Consider the following 18,196-nt stretch of genomic DNA (forward strand, 5'->3'; position numbering starts at 1 on the left):
CGACGACCGCCGGTGATCCCGGCACCCCCGGCACCCCCGGTGTTCCTGGTGTCCCCGGCACCTCCGGTGTCCCCGATGTGTTCGATCCGCGGATCCACGCGGCCGGGCCCCCGCACGAGAGCTACCGGGTGCTGCGCGACCGGTACCCGCTCGCCTGGCAGCCGGAGCCGGAGCTGCTCGGCTGGCCCGCAGGGCCCGGCTTCTGGGCGGTCACCCGGCACGCCGACGTGGTCCGGGTGCTCCGCGACCACCGCGCCTACTCCTCGCACCTGGGCGCCACCCAGATCCGCGACCCCGACCCCGCCGACCTGCCGTTCCTGCGGCGGACCATGCTCAACCAGGCCCGCCGGAGCACGGCCGGCTGCGCCGGCTGGCCGCCCGGGCCTTCACCCCCGGCCGGGTGGACGTCTTCGCCGGCCGGGTCCGGGACCGCGCCAGGACCCTGCTGGCCGCCGCCCGGGACGGCGCCGTCGACGGGACCGCGGACCTGGTCCGCACGGTCACCGACGAGTACGCCCTGCTGAACCTGACCGACCTGCTGGGCGTCCCGGCCGCCGACCGCGCACTGCTGCTCGACTGGACCGTACGGATCATCGGCTACCAGGACCCGGAGGACGCCCCGGCACCGGTGACCGGCCCCGACGGCCGGCCGCTGAACCCCCGCTCGCCCGCCCTGCTCGGCGAGATGTTCGGCTACGCCCGCGAACTCGCCGCGTACAAGCGCCGGCATCCGGCCGGGGACCTGATGACGGTGCTGGCCGAGGCCCGGCTGCCGGACGCCGAACTGGAGATGTTCTTCTTCCTGCTGACGGTGGCGGGCAACGACACCGTGCGCTCCGCCGCCCCCGGCGGGCTGCTGGCACTGGCCGCCGCCCCCGACGAGTACCGGCGGCTGGCCTCCGGGGAGGTGGACCCGGCGCACGCCGTGGAGGAACTGCTGCGGGTCCACCCGCCGGTGCTGTCCTTCCGCCGCACCGCCGCGGTGGACACCGAACTCGCCGGACGCGCCGTCCGCGCCGGGGACAAGGTGGTGGTCTTCCACGCCGCCGCCAACCACGACGAACGGGTCTTCGCCCGCCCCCGCCGGACCGACCTCGGCCGGCACCCCAATCCGCACGTGTCCTTCGGCGACGGACCGCACGTCTGCCTGGGCGCCCACTTCGCCCGGCTCCAGCTGCGCACCCTCTACCAGGAGTGGTGCGCTGCCATGCCGCCACCCGAACTGGCGGCCCCGCCAAGCCGATTGGTGTCCAACTTCATCAACGGGATCACACGGCTGCCGCTGCGGGTGTCCGGGCCGCCCGGGTGACGTCCGCGACCAGCTCGGTCACATCGGGGCCGTAGGCATCGGAGTTGACCACCTTCAGCAGCAGACAGAAGGACTCCCCGGAGTGCTTGCGGGCCAGCTCCGTATGGTGCCGGGCCAGGTAACGGGCCGCCGCCTGGTTGCTGTTGGCGGTCTGCCCGCACAGCAGGAACACCGGCCTGGTCCCGCGCTCCGTCACCAGCCGGGCCAGCAGCACGAACTCCACCACCCCCTTCTCCCACAGATAGGTCTCCCCGCCCACGCTGATCGCCCCGCGCTCCGGCACCGGCTCCGACTGCACGTTCATCCGGACCCCCGGCAGCAGCGAGCCCAGGTGCGCGGCCGTACGGTTGTTGGAGACGGGACCGCCCACACAGAACTCGGTGCGTTCCCCGAAGCCCTGCCGGGCCGCGTCGTGCGGGACGATCTGCACGGTCGCCCCGCAGTCCCGGATCAGCGCGGAGACCTCCAGCAGGGCGAAGGCGTCGTTGCGGTGCAGCGAGGAGTCCTTGCCGCCCATCTGGCGGTTGGCCACGAACAGGCAGTCGGAACCGGCGGGCAGCCCGAAGAAGGCCTGCTTGCGGCGGAGCGCCCGGCGCCACAGATAGGTCCGGGAGAACCAGCCGAAACCGCCGCTGACCGCGGTGGCTATCACCCCGAGCACGATGTTGCGGACGTCATCGTTCATGCGGCGGATGGTAGCCGCCGGCAGGCGCTCCTGACGCCGGGGGTGCGGTGAAGTTACAGTGCGCACCCTGGCCTTGACCGGCCGTCGACTGGGAGGTTCGGGATGCGTGTGCCCGCCGTACGACCGTTGGCCCTGCTCGCCCTGACCGGGGCGCTGATCTCCACCGGCGCGGCCCCGCCGGCCGGTGGCGCCCCCTCGGGGGGCCCGCCCGCCAAGGTGCCGGTGGCGGCCGGCTGGGGCGGGGCGGTGGCCAGCGTGGACGCCGACGCCTCGGCCGCCGGGATCGCGGTGCTGCGGTCCGGGGGCAACGCCGTGGACGCGGCCGTGGCCACGGCCGCGGCGCTCGGGGTGACCGAGCCCTACTCGGCCGGCATCGGCGGCGGAGGCTACTTCGTCTACTACGACGCCCGGACCCGCCGGGTCCACACCATCGACGGCCGGGAGACCGCCCCGGCCTCCGCCACCGCGGCCCTCTTCCAGGAGAACGGCCTGCCGATCCCCTTCGCCGAGGGCCAGACCAGCGGCCGCGGCGTCGGGGTCCCCGGCACCCCCGACACCTGGCGGGCCGCCCTGGCCGCCTGGGGGAGCCGTCCGCTGGCCCCGCTGCTGAAGCCGGCCGAGAAGCTGGCCCGGCACGGGTTCACCGTGGACGCCACCTTCCGCGCCCAGACCGAACTGAACGAGGCCCGGTTCCGGGACTTCCCCGACACCCGGGAGCTGTTCCTGCCCGGCGGCCGGCTGCCGGTGGTCGGCTCCACCTTCAAGAACCCCGATCTCGCCGACACGTACGCGCAGATCGCCCGCAAGGGCACCTCCGCCATGTACCGGGGGCCGATCGCCCGGGACATCGTGGACGCCGTCCGCACCCCGCCGGTGGACCCGGCGGCCACCCGGATCGTCCGCTCCGGCGATCTGACGGCCGCGGACCTGAGCGGCTACCGGACCAAGCGGCAGGCCCCCACCCGGGTCGGCTACCGGGGCCTGGACGTCTACAGCATGGCCCCCTCCTCCTCCGGCGGCACCACCGTCGGCGAGGCCCTGAACATCCTGGAGCGCACCGACCTGTCCCGGCTCTCCGAGAGCCAGTACCTGCACCGGTTCATCGAGGCCTCCCGGATCTCCTTCGCCGACCGCGGCCGCTGGGTCGGCGACCCGGCCGCCGAGGACGTGCCCACCCGGCAGCTGCTGTCCCAGCGGTACGCCGACTCGCGCGGCTGCCTGATCCGCCCGGACCGCGCCCTGACCAGCCCGCTGGCCCCCGGGGACCCCCGGAACCCGGTGGCCTGCGGAAGCACCGGGCAGGCCGCCCCCACCACGTACGAGGGGGAGAACACCACTCATCTCACGGTCGCCGACCGCTGGGGCAACGTGGTGTCCTACACCCTGACCATCGAGTCCACCGGCGGCAGCGCCATCACGGTGCCCGGCCGGGGCTTCCTGCTCAACAACGAGCTGACCGACTTCTCCTTCGCCCCGGCCGCCCCCGGCGTCCCGGACCCCAACCTGCCCGGGCCCGGCAAGCGGCCGCGGTCCTCCATGGCCCCGACCATCGTGCTGGAGCACGGCCGGCCGGTGCTCGCGGTGGGATCCCCGGGCGGCGCCACCATCATCACCACGGTGCTCCAGACCCTGACCGGGCACCTCGACCGGGGTCTGCCGCTGGTCGAGGCCATCGCCGCACCGCGGGCCAGCCAGCGCAACCAGACCACCACCGAAGTGGAACCGGGGCTGTGGGACAGCCCGGTCCGGGCCGAACTGGAGGCGCTGGGCCAGGGCTTCCGGCAGAACCCGGAGATCGGCGCCGCCACCGGGGTCCAGCTGCTGCCGGACGGGCGCTGGCTGGCGGCGGCCGAGAAGACCCGGCGGGGCGGCGGCTCGGCCATGGTGGTCCACCCCTCGGGCCGGCCGTAGGGAGTCCGGGGGCCGCCGGCAGGGCGTCCGCCGTCAGAGGGCGGTGAGGATCCGCGGGCCGTCGGCGGTGATCGCGACCGTGTGCTCGGCGTGCGCGGCGCGGCTGCCGTCGGTGGTCCGCAGGGTCCAGCCGTCGGGGGCGGTCAGCCAGTCGTCCCCGCCGCCCCCGATCAGCATCGGCTCGATCGCCAGGACCATCCCGGCCCGCAGCTTCATACCGCGCCCGGCCGGGCCCTCGTTGGGCACGCCCGGGTCCTCGTGCATGGAGCGGCCGACGCCGTGGCCGCCGAAGCCGTCCGGGATCCCGTATCCGGCGGCCCGGCAGACCGTGCCGACGGCGTGCGCGATGTCCCCGATCCGGCGGCCCGGCCGGGCCTGCTCGATACCGGCGGCCAGGGCCTTCTCGGCGGTGGCGATCAGCCGCAGGTCGGCCGGGCGGGCCCGGCCGACGGTGAAGCTGACGGCCGCGTCCCCGACCCAGCCGCCGAGCCGGGCCCCGCAGTCGATGCTGACCAGGTCGCCGTCCCGGAGCCGGTGGTCGCCGGGGATGCCGTGGACGATCGCGTCGTTCACGGAGGCGCAGATCACCGCGGGGAAGGGGACCGGGGCGAACTCCGGCCGGTACCCCAGGAAGGGGGAGTCCGCGCCCGCCTCGGCGAGCACGGCCCGGGCCACCCCGTCCAGCTCCCGCAGGGAGTCGCCGACCCGGGCCGCCTCCCGGACGGCGGCCAGCGCCCGGGCGACGACCCGCCCGGCCTCGCGCATGGCTTCGATCTCGTGTGCTGTCTTCAGTTCCACCATGCCAATAACTATACCGGTATAAGAATAACGCTCGATCCGGTGGGGCCGGTATTAGAATGGGTCCATGGTCCGAACCCCCCTCACCCCCGAAGAACGCGAGCGCGGCGAGCGGCTCGGCCTGCTGCTGCGCGAGGCCCGCGGCGCCCGCAGCATGGTCGAGGTGGCCGCCGCGGCCGGCCTCTCCGCCGAGACCCTCCGCAAGATCGAGACCGGCCGGGCCCCGACCCCGGCCTTCTTCACCATCGCCGCCCTGGCCCACGCGCTGGAGCTCTCCACGGACGAGCTGATCCGCCGCTGCGCACTGGTGATCGCCTGAACGACCCGATCGGCGGCGCCGCCGAACGGCCCAAACGGCGGTGCGCGCCATGCCCCACCGGGCACAGCTGAAACCGTGTCAGTACTGAACGCAGCCGAGCGGATCGGCCTCGGACTCCTCGGCGCCCTCCTCGCGGCCGGCCTGCTGCTCGCCGCCTGTGCCGCACCCGACGGCCGCGCCCACACCCGGAACCGGGAGGGCGCGGACCTGCGCCCGCCGGAACCGGTGGCCCCGGCGGACCCGGCGGCCCGGGTGGCTCCGGCCGCCGCCGCCGTGGCCGAGGGGCCCGCCTCCGGCGCCGTACCGCCGTCAAGGTTTGAGACTCCCGTAGTACGCCCGTAACACGGGTGCGATCCAATTCGCCCATGGAGACCGCGACTTCTCGCGACGGAGTGACGGCGATCGACCGGCTGGCGGCCCACCTCAGGCAGCTGACCGCACACCTGGACCCCGGTTCGGGGTGGTACGGCGAGTTCCTCCGGCGCGACCCGGAGGGCATGCGGGCCTGCCTGGACGGCACGGCGATGCCGCCCTGGGACGTCCTGGAGTCGCTCCTCCAGGACCTGGTCGGGACCCGGGGCGCGGAGTTCGCGGACCGGGCCGCGGTCCGCTCGGCCGAGCTCCGGCGGGCCGCGGTGACCGAATACGACCGGCAGCCCGGCGGGGGCGAGGAGCTCCGCTCCCTGCTGGCCGCCGCCGGAGCCCAGCGGGCCTCCTCGGAGGCCGCGCTGCGCGCCCTCTCGGCACAGCTCGGGGTGGCGGCCGACCCCGCCGAGTCGGACTTCCTCACCCGGGAACTGTCCTGGACCCAGGACGACCTGACCCGCGCCACGGCCCGCTGCTCCGACCTCACCACCCGTCTCACGGCCCTGCCCCGCACCCCCCTCCCGGGCATCCCCACCCAACGCCCCACCCCGAACCCCTGGCCCCCCGAGGCCGGGGCCCCCGACCGGCCGGCACCGCCGGGCGCCGGGCCGGCCGTACCGGAGCCGGCGCACGAGCCGGGGGAGTCGGAGTCCGGGGAGTGGGAGTCCGGGGGGTGGGTGTTCGCAGTGGCGGAGGCGGCACCGGAGCCGGGGGCACCGGCCGACGGGGCACCGGCCGACGGGGCGCTGCCCAGGTCGGCCGCCGAGGCCGCGGCCGGGCGGCGATGGCTGCGGGGCGGGCCGCGCAAGGCGGGCGGCGCCCGGTACGCGGGTGCCGCCCCGAGCGCCCCGAGCACCCCGGACGCCGATCCGCCGGGCGGCACGCCGGAGGCCACCCGGGCCCCGGCCCCCAGGGGCGCCCGCTTCGGCGCCCCCCGGCCCGGGCCGACCGGGCCCGCCGAGGACACCCCGGCCGCTCCGGCCGCTCCGGCCGCGGACCCGTCGCCGGCCCCGGCCCCGGACGCGTACGGCGCGACCGCGGAACCGTACGCCGGAGTGCCGGGGCCGCCCCCGCGCGCGACGGCGGGCAGCCCCGGGGCCGGCGGGATCCCGCGGCTGGTGGCGCAGCTGATCGCGCTGCGCGCGGACGGCCGGACCGGGGAGGCGCACGTGCTGCTCTGCGAGGCCGCCGGCTGGCCGGCCGTCTCCCTCCCCGGCCTGGCCCGCGAGCTGGAACGGGCCGGACTCGCCCCCGACTGGGGCACCCTGCTCTGGGAGGCCGCGGCCACCCTGCCGCCCGAGCGGCTCGCCGAGGCCGCGACCGCCCTCGGCGCGGACGGCCGGACCGCCGACCGGGACCTGCTGCTCCGGCAGGGTGTGGCCCGTCCCGCCGCGGTGATCGCCGAGGCCGCCCTGGCCCTGGCCGGGGCCGGCCGGACCGGCGAGGCGGAGGCGCTGATCGGCGCGTTCGTCCGGGTCCGGCCTGCCGAGGAGGCGGCCCGGCTGGCCCGCCGGGACCCCGGCCGTCTGGTCCCCTGGCTGCTGGCGGCGTCCCGCGGGGTCTCCGCCGGAACCCACCGCGACCTGCTGCACGCCCTGCGGGTGTCCGGCCTCGGGGCCGACGGGAAATCCGACCGCAGACCCGACCGCAGATCCGACCGTAAATCCGACCGCCAGACCGACCGGAACTGATCGTCGGGGACCGGAACCGGCAGCCCGCTGACGTGACTTGATCGACTACTCCGACCGTGCGCGGTGGTCTTGCCCCGGACCGTACCGAGGCTTACGGTCTCGTACCTACGCACACCGTCTACGTGCGTAGAGGCGAGGAGCAGCTCATGGTCCACATCGTCCGCGCCGCGCTGGTCCAGGCCACCTGGACCGGCGACACCGACTCGATGATCGCCAAACACGAGGAGCACGCCCGGGCCGCCGCCGCCCAGGGCGCGAAGATCATCGGCTTCCAAGAGGTCTTCAACGCCCCCTACTTCTGCCAGGTCCAGGAGCCCGAGCACTACCGCTGGGCGGAACCCGTCCCGGACGGCCCCACCGTCCGCCGGATGCAGGACCTCGCCCGGGAGACCGGCATGGTCGTCGTCGTGCCCGTCTTCGAGGTCGAGGACTCCGGGTTCTACTACAACACCGCCGCCGTCATCGACGCCGACGGCAGCTACCTCGGCAAGTACCGCAAACACCACATCCCCCAGGTCAAGGGCTTCTGGGAGAAGTACTACTTCCGGCCGGGCAACCTCGGCTGGCCGGTGTTCGACACCGCCGTCGGCAGGGTCGGCGTCTACATCTGCTACGACCGCCACTTCCCCGAGGGCTGGCGCCAGCTCGGCCTGGCCGGGGCCCAGCTCGTCTACAACCCGTCCGCCACCTCCCGTGGCCTCTCCGCCCACCTCTGGCAGCTGGAACAGCCGGCCTCCGCCGTCGCCAACGAGTACTTCGTCGCCGCCATCAACCGGGTCGGCCAGGAGGAGTACGGGGACAACGACTTCTACGGCACCAGCTACTTCGTCGACCCGCGCGGCCAGTTCGTCGGCGAGGTAGCCAGCGACAAGGACGAGGAACTCCTCGTCCGCGACCTCGACTTCGACCTGATCGACGAGGTCCGCAACCAATGGGCCTTCTACCGCGACCGCCGCCCCGACGCCTACGGAGGACTGGTGCAGCCGTGACCGACCCGAACAGCCTGCACCACCGGCACCAGAACGTCCTGCCCGACTGGCTGGCCCTCTACTACCGGCGGCCCATCGAGCTCACCCACGGCGAGGGCCGGCACGTCTGGGACTCCGACGGCAACCGCTACCTGGACTTCTTCGGCGGCATCCTCACCACCATGACCGCCCACGCCCTCCCCGAGGTCACCAAGGCGGTGGCCGACCAGGCCGGGCGGATCATCCACTCCTCCACCCTCTACCTCAACCGCCCCATGGTGGAGCTCGCCGAGCGGATCACCGCGCTCTCCGGGATCCCCGACGCCCGGGTCTTCTTCACCACCTCGGGCACCGAGGCCAACGACACCGCGCTGCTGCTCGCCACCGCGTACCGCCGCTCCAACCAGATCCTGGCGATGCGCAACAGCTACCACGGCCGGTCCTTCTCCACCGTCTCCATCACCGGCAACCGAGGCTGGTCCCCGACCAGCCTCTCCCCGCTCCAGACGTACTACGTGCACGGGGCCGTCCGCGGCCGCGGACCCTTCGCCCACCTCGACGACTCCGGGTTCACCGCCGCGGCCGTCGCCGACCTCGAAGACGTCCTCGGGCACGCCCGCGGCGGGGTCGCCGCCCTGATCGCCGAACCGATCCAGGGGGTCGGCGGGTTCACCTCCCCGCCCGACGGCCTCTACGCGGCCTTCCGCGAGGTCCTCGACCGGCACGGCATCCTCTGGATCAGCGACGAGGTGCAGACCGGCTGGGGCCGCACAGGCGAGCACTTCTGGGGCTGGCAGGCGCACGCCCAGAACGGGCCGCCGGACATCCTCACCTTCGCCAAGGGCATCGGCAACGGCATGTCCATCGGCGGGGTCGTCGCCCGTTCCGAGATCATGAACTGCCTGGACGCCAACTCCATCTCCACCTTCGGCGGTTCCCCGGTCACCATGGCGGCCGGCCTCGCCAACCTCGGCTACCTGCTGGAACACGACCTCCAGGGCAACGCCCGCCGGGTCGGCGGCCTTCTGCTGGAACGGCTGCGCGCCGTCAGCGCCGGGGTCCCCGCCGTCCGCGAGGTCCGCGGCCGCGGACTGATGGCCGCCATCGAACTCACCGTCCCCGGCACCGACCGGGCCGACCCGGACGCGGCAGCCGCCGTCCTGGAGGCGGCGCGCGAGGGCGGGCTGCTGATCGGCAAGGGCGGCGGCCACGACACCAGTGTGCTGCGGATCGCCCCGCCGCTCTCGCTCACCGTCGCCGAGGCGGAACACGGCGCCGACATCCTCGGACAGGCCCTGCGCGCCATCCCGTAGCAGTGCCGGCAGAAGCGCCGGTCGGCGGCACGCCGGCCGGCAGGAGGGACCGCACCCCGTCATGAGCAGCAACCGCACCCTCATCAGAGGCGGCCTGGTCGTCACCGCCGCCGACGAACTCCACGCCGACGTCCTGGTCGAGGACGGCCGGGTCGCCGCCCTGGCCACCCACGGCTCGGCCGCCGCCGAGGCCTGGACCGCCGACCGGATCCTCGACGCCACCGGGAAGTACGTCATCCCGGGCGGGGTCGACGCCCACACCCACATGGAGCTGCCCTTCGGCGGCACCTCCGCCTCCGACACCTTCGAGACCGGCACCCGGGCCGCCGCCTGGGGCGGCACCACCACCATCGTGGACTTCGCGGTCCAGACCGTCGGCCAGTCCCTCCGGGAGGGCCTGGACACCTGGTACGCCAAGGCGGACGGCCAGTGCGCCGTCGACTACGCCTTCCACATGATCCTCTCGGACGTCAACGAGCACACGCTCAAGGAGATGGACCTCCTCGTCGGGGAGGGCGTCAGCTCCTTCAAACTGTTCATGGCCTACCCCGGCGTCTTCTACAGCGACGACGGGCAGATCCTGCGCGCCATGCAGCGGTCCGCCCACAACGGCGGGCTGATCATGATGCACGCCGAGAACGGCATCGCCATCGACGTCCTCGTCGAACAGGCCCTGGCCCGCGGCGAGACCGACCCCCGCCACCACGGCGAGGTCCGCAAGGTCCTGCTGGAAGCCGAGGCCACCCACCGCGCCATCCAGCTCGCCCGGGTGGCCGGCGCCCCCCTGTACGTGGTCCACGTCTCGGCGGAGGAAGCCGTCGCCGAGCTGGCCGCCGCCCGGGACAAGGGCCTCCCGGTGTTCGGCGAGACCTGCCCGCAGTACCTCTTCCTCTCCACCGACAACCTCGCCGAACCCGACTTCCAGGGCGCGAAGTACGTCTGCTCCACCCCGCTGCGCCCGCGCGAGCACCAGGCGGCGCTGTGGCGGGGCCTGCGGACCAACGACCTCCAGGTGGTCTCCACCGACCACTGCCCGTTCTGCTTCCGCGGCCAGAAGGAGCTGGGCCGCGGGGACTTCTCGAAGATCCCCAACGGGCTGCCGGGGGTGGAGAACCGCATGGACCTCCTCCACCAGGCCGTCCTCGACGGGCACATCAGCCGCCGGCGCTGGATCGAGATCGCCTGCGCGACCCCGGCCCGGATGTTCGGCCTCTACCCGAAGAAGGGCACCATCGCGCCGGGCGCCGACGCCGACATCGTCCTCTACGATCCGCACGCCGAGCAGGTCATCTCCGCCGAGACCCACCACATGAACGTGGACTACTCGGCGTACGAGGGCAGGCGGATCACCGGACGCGTCGACACGGTCCTCTCCCGCGGCGAGGTCGTCATCGACCGGCGCGAGTACAAGGGCCGGGCCGGCCACGGGGCCTTCGTCCACCGCTCCACCTGTCAGTACCTGTAAGGAGAGTCCCCGCATGGACTTCGGCCTCGTCCTCCAGACCGACCCGCCCGCCTCCCAGGTGATCAGCCTGATGAAGCGCGCCGAGCGCAACGGCTTCAGCCACGGCTGGACCTTCGACTCGGCGGTCCTCTGGCAGGAACCGTTCGTCATCTACAGCCAGATCCTCGCCAACACGCAGAAACTGCACGTCGGCCCGATGGTCACCAACCCGGGCACCCGCACCTGGGAGGTCACCGCCTCCACCTTCGCCACCCTCAACGACATGTACGGCAACCGCACCGTCTGCGGGATCGGCCGCGGGGACTCCGCGATGCGGGTCGCCGGCCGGGCCCCCAACACCCTGGCCCGCCTGGGCGAGGCCATGGACGTCATCCGCGACCTGGCCGAGGGCCGCGAGGCCACCGTCGACGGCAACCCGCTCCGCATCCCCTGGATCAAGGACGGGAAGCTGCCCGTCTGGATGGCCGCGTACGGGCCCAAGGCCCTCGCCCTGGCCGGGCAGAAGGCCGACGGGTTCATCCTCCAGCTCGCCGACCCCTACCTCACCGAGTGGATGATCAAGGCGGTCCGGCAGGCCGCGGCCGAGGCCGGCCGGGATCCCTCCGCGATCACCATCTGCGTGGCGGCCCCGGCGTACGTCACGGCCGACGACTCGGCACAGGCACTGGCCCACGCCCGGGACCAGTGCCGCTGGTTCGGCGGGATGGTCGGCAACCACGTGGCCGACCTGGTCTCCCGCTACGGGGAGCACTCCTCGATGGTCCCCGAGGAACTGACCGAGTACGTCAAGGCCCGCCAGGGCTACGACTACAGCCACCACGGCCGCGCCGGGAACCCGTCCGCCGACTTCGTCCCCGACGAGATCGTCGACCGCTTCTGCCTGCTGGGCCCCCCGGACGCCCAGATCGCCAAACTCCGCACCCTGCGCGAACTGGGCGTCGACCAGTTCGCCGTCTACGCCATGCACGACGCCCGCGAAACCACCATCGACGCCTACGGTTCCGCCGTCATCCCGGCGTTCTCCGATTGACAAGCGGTTATGCGAGTGGTTGATTACTTCCATGAGCACGAAAGAGCGGGTGCGGTCCACGGCCGAGGAGCGGCGGGCCACGGTGTTGCGGACGGCGATCACCACCTTCGCCGCCCGCGGCTACTACGGGACCTCGACCATGGACGTGGCGAAGGCGGCCGGGATCTCGCAGGGGTACCTGTACCGCCTCTTCCCGGACAAGGCGAGCCTGTTCGCCGCGCTGGTCGACCACTGCGCCGCGCTCCTGCGGGCGGCCGCCGCCGATGCGGTGGCCGAGGTGCGGTCCAGTGAGCCGGCCGAGGTCATGGCCGCGATCAGCGCCTCCTTCGGGAGCGTGGTCGCGGACCGTGAGGTCCGGATGATCCTGATGCACGGCAACTGCGCCGCCGGCGAACCGCTCATCGGGGAGGCCGTGCGCGCCTGCTACGCCAAGCAGGTCGAGTACGTCCGCGCGGCGTCCGGGGCCGGTGACGAGCAGATCCGCCGGTTCTTCGCCGACGGGCTGCTCGGCAGCGTGGTCCTGACCATGGGGGCCGAGTCCGTCGACGCCCCCTGGGCCCGCACGCTGAGCGGTGCCTGAACCCCCTCGTCCCCACCCGGCCGCTTCGGCGGCCCTTCTTTTCCGCTCAAAAGTAAGCGGTCAACCGCTTACATAAATTCTCCGGAGGAACCAGATGACCACGCACCACACGCACGACGACATCCGGGCCGCCGCACAGCAGGCGTTCCGCGACCATCTGCGCCTGCTGTCCGCGGGCCGGATCCCCGAGTGGACCGAGCTGTTCACCGAGCACGGGGTGCTCGAATTCCCGTACGCGCCCGAGGGCTTCCCGAAGCAGGTCGCGGGCAAGGAGGCGCTGCTGGAGTACATGCGGAACTTCCCCGAGCACTTCCGGGTCGAGTTCGTGGGAATCCGCTTCCACGGGACCACCGATCCCGCCCTGGTGATCGCCGAGTTCGAGAGCCGGGGCACCGCCCTGGCCACCGGCCGCCCCTACGACCAGCGCTACATCTCCGTGGTGGAGACCGTGGGCGGGAAGATCAGCCGGTACGTGGACTTCTGGAACCCGCAGGTCGCGGCCGTGGCCCTGGACGCCGGGACCGAGGACCTGCACCGGGCCTTCGCCGCGCCGCGCCACGCCTGATCCGGCGGCGAGGGCGGCCGTCCCGGATGTCCCGGGACGGCCGCCGTCCGGTGGTCCGGCCGCGGGGTCAGGACCGCAGCCAGACCGCCGTGTCCGGGGGGAGCAGTCCCGATCCGTCGAGCGGGGCGCTGCCGAGCTGCGGCCTGGTGCCGGGCGGCAGCGGGACCGGGGCCTCGGAGAGGTTGACCACGCAGAGCAGGCCGTCGGGCCGGGCGAAGGCCAGTACCCCGGGCGGCGCGGTCAGCCATTCCAGCGTGCCGCCGCCGAACCCGGCGGCGGCACGCCGCAGACCGAGGGCCGTGCGGTAGAGGGTGAGCATGGAGTCCGGGTCGCCGTCCTGCCGGTCCGCGGCGTACGCCGACCAGCCCTCGGGCTGCGGCAGCCAGGGGTCCTGCCAGGGCTCGGCCGTCCACGGCAGCGGGATCCGGCAGCCGTCCCGGCCCGGGTCGGTGCCCCCGGAGCGGAAGTGCATCGGGTCCTGGATCCGGTCGATCGGCACCTCCGCCTCCGGCAGTCCGAGCTCCTCGCCCTGGTAGACGTACACCGCTCCGGGCAGGGCCAGGGTGAGCAGGGCGGCGGCGCGGGCCCGCCGGGTGCCGAGCTCCGGGTCGGTGGGGGTGCCGAAGGCCTTGGTGGCGAAGTCGAAGCCGGTGTCCGTGCGCCCGTAGCGGGTGACGGTGCGGGTGACGTCGTGGTTGCAGAGCACCCAGGTGGCGGGGGCGCCGACCGGGGCGTGTTCGGCGAGGGTCTCCTCGATGGCGGTGCGCAGCCGGCCGGCTTCCCAGGGGCAGCTGAGGAACGCGAAGTTGAAGGCGGTGTGCAGTTCGTCGGGGCGCAGGTAGCGGGCGAAGCGCTCGGAGTCGGGCAGCCACACCTCGCCGACGAACACCGCTCCGTACTCGTCGGCGATCGCCCGCCAGGAGCGGTAGATCGCGTGCAGTTCGTCGCGGTCGATGTACGGGTGGACCTCGCCGGGCCAGGGCTCGGGGGAGCGTCCGGCCAGGTCGGGCAGGGCGGGGTCCTTGACCAGCAGGGCGGCGGAGTCGATGCGGACTCCGGCCACGCCGCGTTCGAACCAGAACCGCAGGACCTCCTCGTGTTCCCGGCGGACGGCCGGGTGGTCCCAGTTGAGGTCGGGCTGCTGGGGAGTGAAGAGGTGGAGGTACCACTCGCCGTCCGGGACCCGGGTCCAGGTGGCGGCGCCGTTGAACTGGGAGGGCCAGTCGCCGGGGGGTTCGGAGCCGTCGGGGCCGCGGCCGGGGCGGAAGTGGAAGAGTTCCCGTTCGGGGCTGCCGGGGCCGGCGGCCAGGGCCGCGCGGAACCAGGCGTGCTGGTCGGACACGTGGTTGGGGACGATGTCCACGATGGTGCGGATGCCGAGGCCGCGGGCTTCGGCGATGAGCTTCTCGGCTTCGGCGAGGGTGCCGAAGGCGGGGTCGATGGAGCGGTAGTCGGCGACGTCGTAGCCGCCGTCGGCGAGCGGGGAGACGTACCAGGGGGTGAACCAGAGGGCGTCCACGCCGAGTTCGGCGAGGTAGGGGAGCCGGGCCCGGACGCCCGCGAGGTCACCGGTGCCGTCCCCGTCGCCGTCGGCGAAGCTCCTGACGTACACCTGGTAGATGGCGGCCGAGCGCCACCAGTCGGCGGCCCGCTCGGGCAGGGGAAAGTCAGCCACGGAGGTGGTCCTTTCACAGGGGGGCGGCCGTCAGCCCTTGAGGGAGCCTGCCGTCAGACCGCTCATGATGTTGCGCTGGAAGATCAGGAAGACGATCAGGGTGGGTGCCGACGCCATCGCGAGGGCGGCGATCAGCTGGTTCTCCGGGACGCCCGAGGCCAGCGAGTAGATGCCGACGTTGAGGGTCTGCAGGGCCGGGTCGGGCAGGGTGAGCATCGGCCAGAGGAAGTCCTTCCAGACGCCCACGATCGCGAAGATCGAGACCACCCCGAGGACCGGCCGGGACATAGGGAGCACGATGGAGCGCAGGGTGCGCAGGGCGCTCGCCCCGTCGATGGCGCCGGCGTCGAGGATCTCCTGCGGAATGGAGTCGAAGAACCGTTTCAGCAGAAAGATGTTGAAGGCGTTGGTGACGGAGGGCAGCCAGATCACCCAGGGGGTGTCGAGCAGGTTCCGTTCGATGATCGGCATGTCCAGCACGGTCAGGTACTGGGGGACGATCAGCACGGTGGCCGGGATCATCAGGGTGGCCAGCATCATGCCGAGGACGGCCTTGCCGAAGAGCGGGCGGAGCCGGGACAGCGAGTAGGCGGCGGCCACGTCCAGGACGAGCTGGAAGGCCAGGGCGCCGAAGGCGTAGTAGAGGGTGTTGAACAGCAGTCTGGCGAGGTCCATCACCTTCCAGGCGGCCGTGTAGTTGTCGGTGTGCAGGGAGTCCGGCACCAGGGTCGGCGGGACCTGCGCGAACTCCTCCGTGCTCTTCAGGCCGTTGGCGGCCATCCAGTAGAGCGGACCGAGGAAGACCAGGGTGAAGCCGAGGACCACCACGGCGAGGACGGTCCAGTAGAGGACCTTGCCGCGGGTGCGGTTGCGTGCGGCCGGTGAGATGAGCGTGCGCTCGGACATATGAGGTTCCCCCGGGTCCGGTCAGTTCTCGTTGTCGCGGCTGAGCCGGACGTAGACGGCGGAGAAGCCCGCGAGCAGGACCAGCAGGCAGAGCCCGAGGGCCGCCGCGGGACCGTACTGGTTGAAGCTGAAGGCGTACTGGTAGATGAGGACGACCACGGTGGTGGTGGAGCCCTCGGGTCCGGCTCCGCCGGTCAGCAGGAAGGGTTCGACGAACACCTGCATCGTGGCGACGATCTGCATCAGCAGCATCAGCGAGAGGATCAGCTTGGTCTGCGGGATGGTGACGTGCCAGATCTTGCGGAGCAGACCGGCCCCGTCGAGTTCGGCGGCCTCGTAGAGCTCGCCGGGGATGCCCTGGAGGGCGGCCAGGTAGATCAGGGTGGCGCCGCCCATGTTCATCCAGGTGGCGGCGATGACCACGGAGAGCATCGCGGTGTCCGTGGACTGCAGCCAGTCCTGCGGGGGCAGGTGCAGGAACTCCAGCACCCGATTGAAGAGCCCGTACCCCGGGTCGTAGAAGTACTTGAAGAGGAGCACCGAGGCCACCGGCGGCATCATCACCGGCAGGTAGACCAGCAGTCGCAGGTATCCCTGGCCGTGCCGGAACTCGTTGAGCACCAGGGCGACCACGAAGGGGACGACGAACCCCAGGAGCAGGGCCAGGCCGGTGAAGAGCAGGGTGTTGCGCCAGGCCTGCCAGACATTGGGGTCGTTGAAGACGTAGCGGAAGTTGTCCCAGCCGACCCAGCGGGTGGTGCCGCTCTCGGTCTTCTGGAAGGCCAGCAGGAACTCCCGGACCATCGGGTACCAGGAGAAGAAGGAGAAGCAGAGGACGGCGCCGATCAGGAATCCGTGGGCCGTGAGGTTCCGCTTGAGTGCCCTGAGGAAGTCCTCGCGGGAGGAGGCCCGGGGCAGGGGGGGAGCCGACATCGCCGCTCGCTCCTTGTCGGTGGTGCTGGGACGGGGCCGGGACCGGGCGGCCGGTGGTCTCGGGGAGGCCGGCCGCCTGGTTCCTGGTTCTTACTGGTTGGCCAGGACCTGGTTGACGGCCTTCTCGGCCTCGGCCAGGAGCTTCGCCGGATCGGCGTTCTTGTTGGTCAGGACCCCCGACATCACCTTGTCGAGGACCTTGTAGACCTCCTGCGCCTTGGCGGGTTCGGCCTTGCCCGGGACCGGGTTGTCCAGGAAGGACTTGAAGTTGACGACCGGCATGGTGGCGCTGGCGGCCTTCAGCTCGTCGTCCTTGGCCTTGCTGGCGCCGGTGAAGAAGGCGGGCTGCGGGAGGCCGACCGGGAGGCCGTCGGCCTTGCTGCGGTCGTACTGGAACTGGCCCTTGCCGACCGCGAGGGTCTTGAAGTTCAGCCAGGCCACGGCCGCCTTGATCTTGTCGGGCGAGCTGCCCTTCTTGATCAGGTAGCCGTTGCCGCCGGCCAGGGTGGCCGCGCCGCCGGGGATCGGTCCCATCCCGAAGTTGTCGTACTTCGCGCCCAGCTGCTGGACCATGTACGTGATGTCGTCGGGGGCGGCGAGGAACATGCCGAGCTTGTCCGAGGCCATCTGCTTCTGCAGGTCGCCCCACTTGAGCAGCTGGGTCTTGCCCATGCTCTCGTCCTCCCAGCGCATGGCGTGGAGGTTGTCGACGATCTGCTTGCCGGTGGCGTTGTTGAAGGCGGCCTTGCCGTCGGCGCCGACGATCTCGCCGCCGAGCCCGTACATGGTGGCCGTGTAGTGCCAGCCGCCGGTGTTCTCCACGCTGTACTCGCCGAAGCCGGCGACCCCGTTGCCGAGGGCGGCGATCTTCTTGGCGGCCGCCCGGACCTCCTCCCAGGTGCGCGGCGGTGAGTCGGGGTTCAGACCGGCCTGCAGGAACAGCTTCCGGTTGACCAGCAGGCCCATCGTGTAGTTGCTGGTGGGCAGGCCGTAGAGCTTGCCGTCCCGCTTGAGGACGTCGACCACGTTCTTGTCGATGTCGCCGATGGCGGGCACCGACTTGGGGGTGACGTAGGCGGCGATGTCCTCGGCGCCGTCGTTGTCCAGGACCTGCTGGAGGTCGGTGAAGTAGGCGTAGAACACGTCCGGCTGGGACTTGGCCTTCAGCATGGCGGTGAACCGCGGCGGCTCCAGGCACTGGCCGGGGGTGGAGCGGCCGTCGATGGTGACGTTGGGGTAGGTCTTGTTGAACTCGGCCACGTCCTCCTTCCACTGCTTGAGCTCGGCCGCCTTCGCGGCGGGGGGCATGCAGTCGATGGTGAGGGTGACCTTGGCCTTCGGGTCCAGCGGGGCGGAGGCGTCGGTGGACCCGCCGCCGGCCGGGGGAGTGTTGTCCTCGTCCTTCTTGCTGCTGGTGCCACAGGCCGACAGGGCCGTGACGGCGAGCGCGGAGACGAGTGCGGCCGCGACGTTGCGGCGGAGGTTGGTTCTCATCGGTGGTCCCCTTCGAGCATCGAGCAGGAGGCGTGGGGGCGAGCGCGGCACACTCAACCACCCCGGACAGATGAACGCAATATCTCGCGCAGATTTCGTAATAGATTGACAGTCGGTTGCTGGCTAGGCGACGCAAAAAGGGCCCCGGACCGTCGGTGGGACGGTCCGGGGCCCGGGGTGCGGGAGGG

16 protein-coding genes and 1 pseudogene are annotated in these 18,196 nt (G+C 72.5%); 11 read left to right on the top strand and 6 right to left on the bottom strand.

The window, feature by feature from the left end:
- The first annotated feature begins 77 nt into the window (after positions 1-77).
- Positions 78-1,309: pseudogene (locus ACZ50K_RS10165) on the top strand (cytochrome P450).
- Here the strand turns inward: ACZ50K_RS10165 and ACZ50K_RS10170 are convergent.
- A complete protein-coding gene (locus ACZ50K_RS10170; protein ID WP_468900089.1) occupies positions 1,269-1,994 on the bottom strand; it encodes a hypothetical protein in 726 nt (241 codons plus the stop codon). The pseudogene ACZ50K_RS10165 and the gene ACZ50K_RS10170 sit on opposite strands and share 41 nt — an antisense overlap.
- A 102-nt stretch (positions 1,995-2,096) precedes the next feature.
- On the opposite strand from ACZ50K_RS10170, the gene ggt reads away from it, so the two are divergent.
- Positions 2,097-3,905, top strand: a complete 1,809-nt coding sequence (ggt, locus tag ACZ50K_RS10175) for a gamma-glutamyltransferase (RefSeq protein WP_468900092.1) — start codon at positions 2,097-2,099, stop codon at positions 3,903-3,905.
- 33 nt (positions 3,906-3,938) lie between these two features.
- Here the strand turns inward: ggt and map are convergent, their stop codons facing one another.
- Positions 3,939-4,706: a type I methionyl aminopeptidase gene (gene map / locus ACZ50K_RS10180; RefSeq protein WP_468900095.1), complete on the bottom strand. Its 768-nt coding sequence runs from the start codon at positions 4,704-4,706 to the stop codon at positions 3,939-3,941.
- A 64-nt stretch (positions 4,707-4,770) separates the two neighbouring features.
- Here map and ACZ50K_RS10185 point away from each other — a divergent pair, with 64 nt between their 5' ends.
- The 9 genes from ACZ50K_RS10185 (at position 4,771) to ACZ50K_RS10225 (ending at position 13,000) form a co-directional block, all read left to right on the top strand.
- Positions 4,771-5,022, top strand: coding sequence for a helix-turn-helix domain-containing protein (locus ACZ50K_RS10185; protein WP_468900099.1), 252 nt, complete (start codon positions 4,771-4,773; stop codon positions 5,020-5,022).
- 75 nt (positions 5,023-5,097) lie between these two features.
- The gene (locus tag ACZ50K_RS10190) at positions 5,098-5,364 is read left to right on the top strand and encodes a hypothetical protein (protein WP_468900102.1); all 267 of its coding nucleotides are present in this window, start codon (positions 5,098-5,100) and stop codon (positions 5,362-5,364) included.
- 23 nt (positions 5,365-5,387) lie between these two features.
- Complete coding sequence (locus ACZ50K_RS10195; protein WP_468900105.1) at positions 5,388-7,079, top strand: hypothetical protein; 1,692 nt, start codon at positions 5,388-5,390, stop codon at positions 7,077-7,079.
- A gap of 146 nt (positions 7,080-7,225) precedes the next feature.
- A complete protein-coding gene (locus ACZ50K_RS10200; RefSeq protein ID WP_468900108.1) occupies positions 7,226-8,068 on the top strand; it encodes a nitrilase-related carbon-nitrogen hydrolase in 843 nt (280 codons plus the stop codon).
- Positions 8,065-9,360: an aspartate aminotransferase family protein gene (locus ACZ50K_RS10205; protein WP_468900111.1), complete on the top strand. Its 1,296-nt coding sequence runs from the start codon at positions 8,065-8,067 to the stop codon at positions 9,358-9,360. The genes ACZ50K_RS10200 and ACZ50K_RS10205 overlap by 4 nt, the downstream gene beginning before the upstream one ends.
- Positions 9,361-9,421: 61 nt before the next feature.
- Positions 9,422-10,825 carry a dihydropyrimidinase gene (gene hydA / locus ACZ50K_RS10210; RefSeq protein WP_468900114.1) on the top strand — a complete coding sequence of 468 codons (1,404 nt, stop codon included), beginning with the start codon at positions 9,422-9,424 and terminating at the stop codon, positions 10,823-10,825.
- Positions 10,826-10,838: 13 nt separating this feature from the next.
- Positions 10,839-11,855 carry a TIGR03842 family LLM class F420-dependent oxidoreductase gene (locus ACZ50K_RS10215; protein WP_468900117.1) on the top strand — a complete coding sequence of 339 codons (1,017 nt, stop codon included), beginning with the start codon at positions 10,839-10,841 and terminating at the stop codon, positions 11,853-11,855.
- 31 nt (positions 11,856-11,886) lie between these two features.
- On the top strand, positions 11,887-12,435 hold the full coding sequence (locus ACZ50K_RS10220; protein WP_468900120.1) for a TetR/AcrR family transcriptional regulator: 549 nt from the start codon (positions 11,887-11,889) through the stop codon (positions 12,433-12,435).
- A gap of 94 nt (positions 12,436-12,529) precedes the next feature.
- Positions 12,530-13,000, top strand: a complete 471-nt coding sequence (locus ACZ50K_RS10225) for a nuclear transport factor 2 family protein (protein WP_468900123.1) — start codon at positions 12,530-12,532, stop codon at positions 12,998-13,000.
- A gap of 67 nt (positions 13,001-13,067) precedes the next feature.
- Here ACZ50K_RS10225 and ACZ50K_RS10230 read toward each other — a convergent pair whose 3' ends face one another.
- The 4 genes from ACZ50K_RS10230 to ACZ50K_RS10245 form a co-directional block, all read right to left on the bottom strand.
- Positions 13,068-14,675: a glycoside hydrolase family 13 protein gene (locus ACZ50K_RS10230; protein WP_468900126.1), complete on the bottom strand. Its 1,608-nt coding sequence runs from the start codon at positions 14,673-14,675 to the stop codon at positions 13,068-13,070.
- A gap of 30 nt (positions 14,676-14,705) precedes the next feature.
- Positions 14,706-15,581 (bottom strand): carbohydrate ABC transporter permease, encoded by an 876-nt coding sequence (locus ACZ50K_RS10235; RefSeq protein WP_468900129.1) that lies wholly within the window; start codon positions 15,579-15,581, stop codon positions 14,706-14,708.
- Between the two features lie 21 nt (positions 15,582-15,602).
- Positions 15,603-16,514 carry a carbohydrate ABC transporter permease gene (locus ACZ50K_RS10240; protein WP_468900131.1) on the bottom strand — a complete coding sequence of 304 codons (912 nt, stop codon included), beginning with the start codon at positions 16,512-16,514 and terminating at the stop codon, positions 15,603-15,605.
- A 90-nt stretch (positions 16,515-16,604) separates the two neighbouring features.
- A complete protein-coding gene (locus tag ACZ50K_RS10245; protein WP_468900134.1) occupies positions 16,605-18,008 on the bottom strand; it encodes an ABC transporter substrate-binding protein in 1,404 nt (467 codons plus the stop codon).
- Positions 18,009-18,196 lie beyond the last annotated feature (188 nt).

This window comes from Streptomyces sp. NPDC033845 (assembly GCF_055576225.1).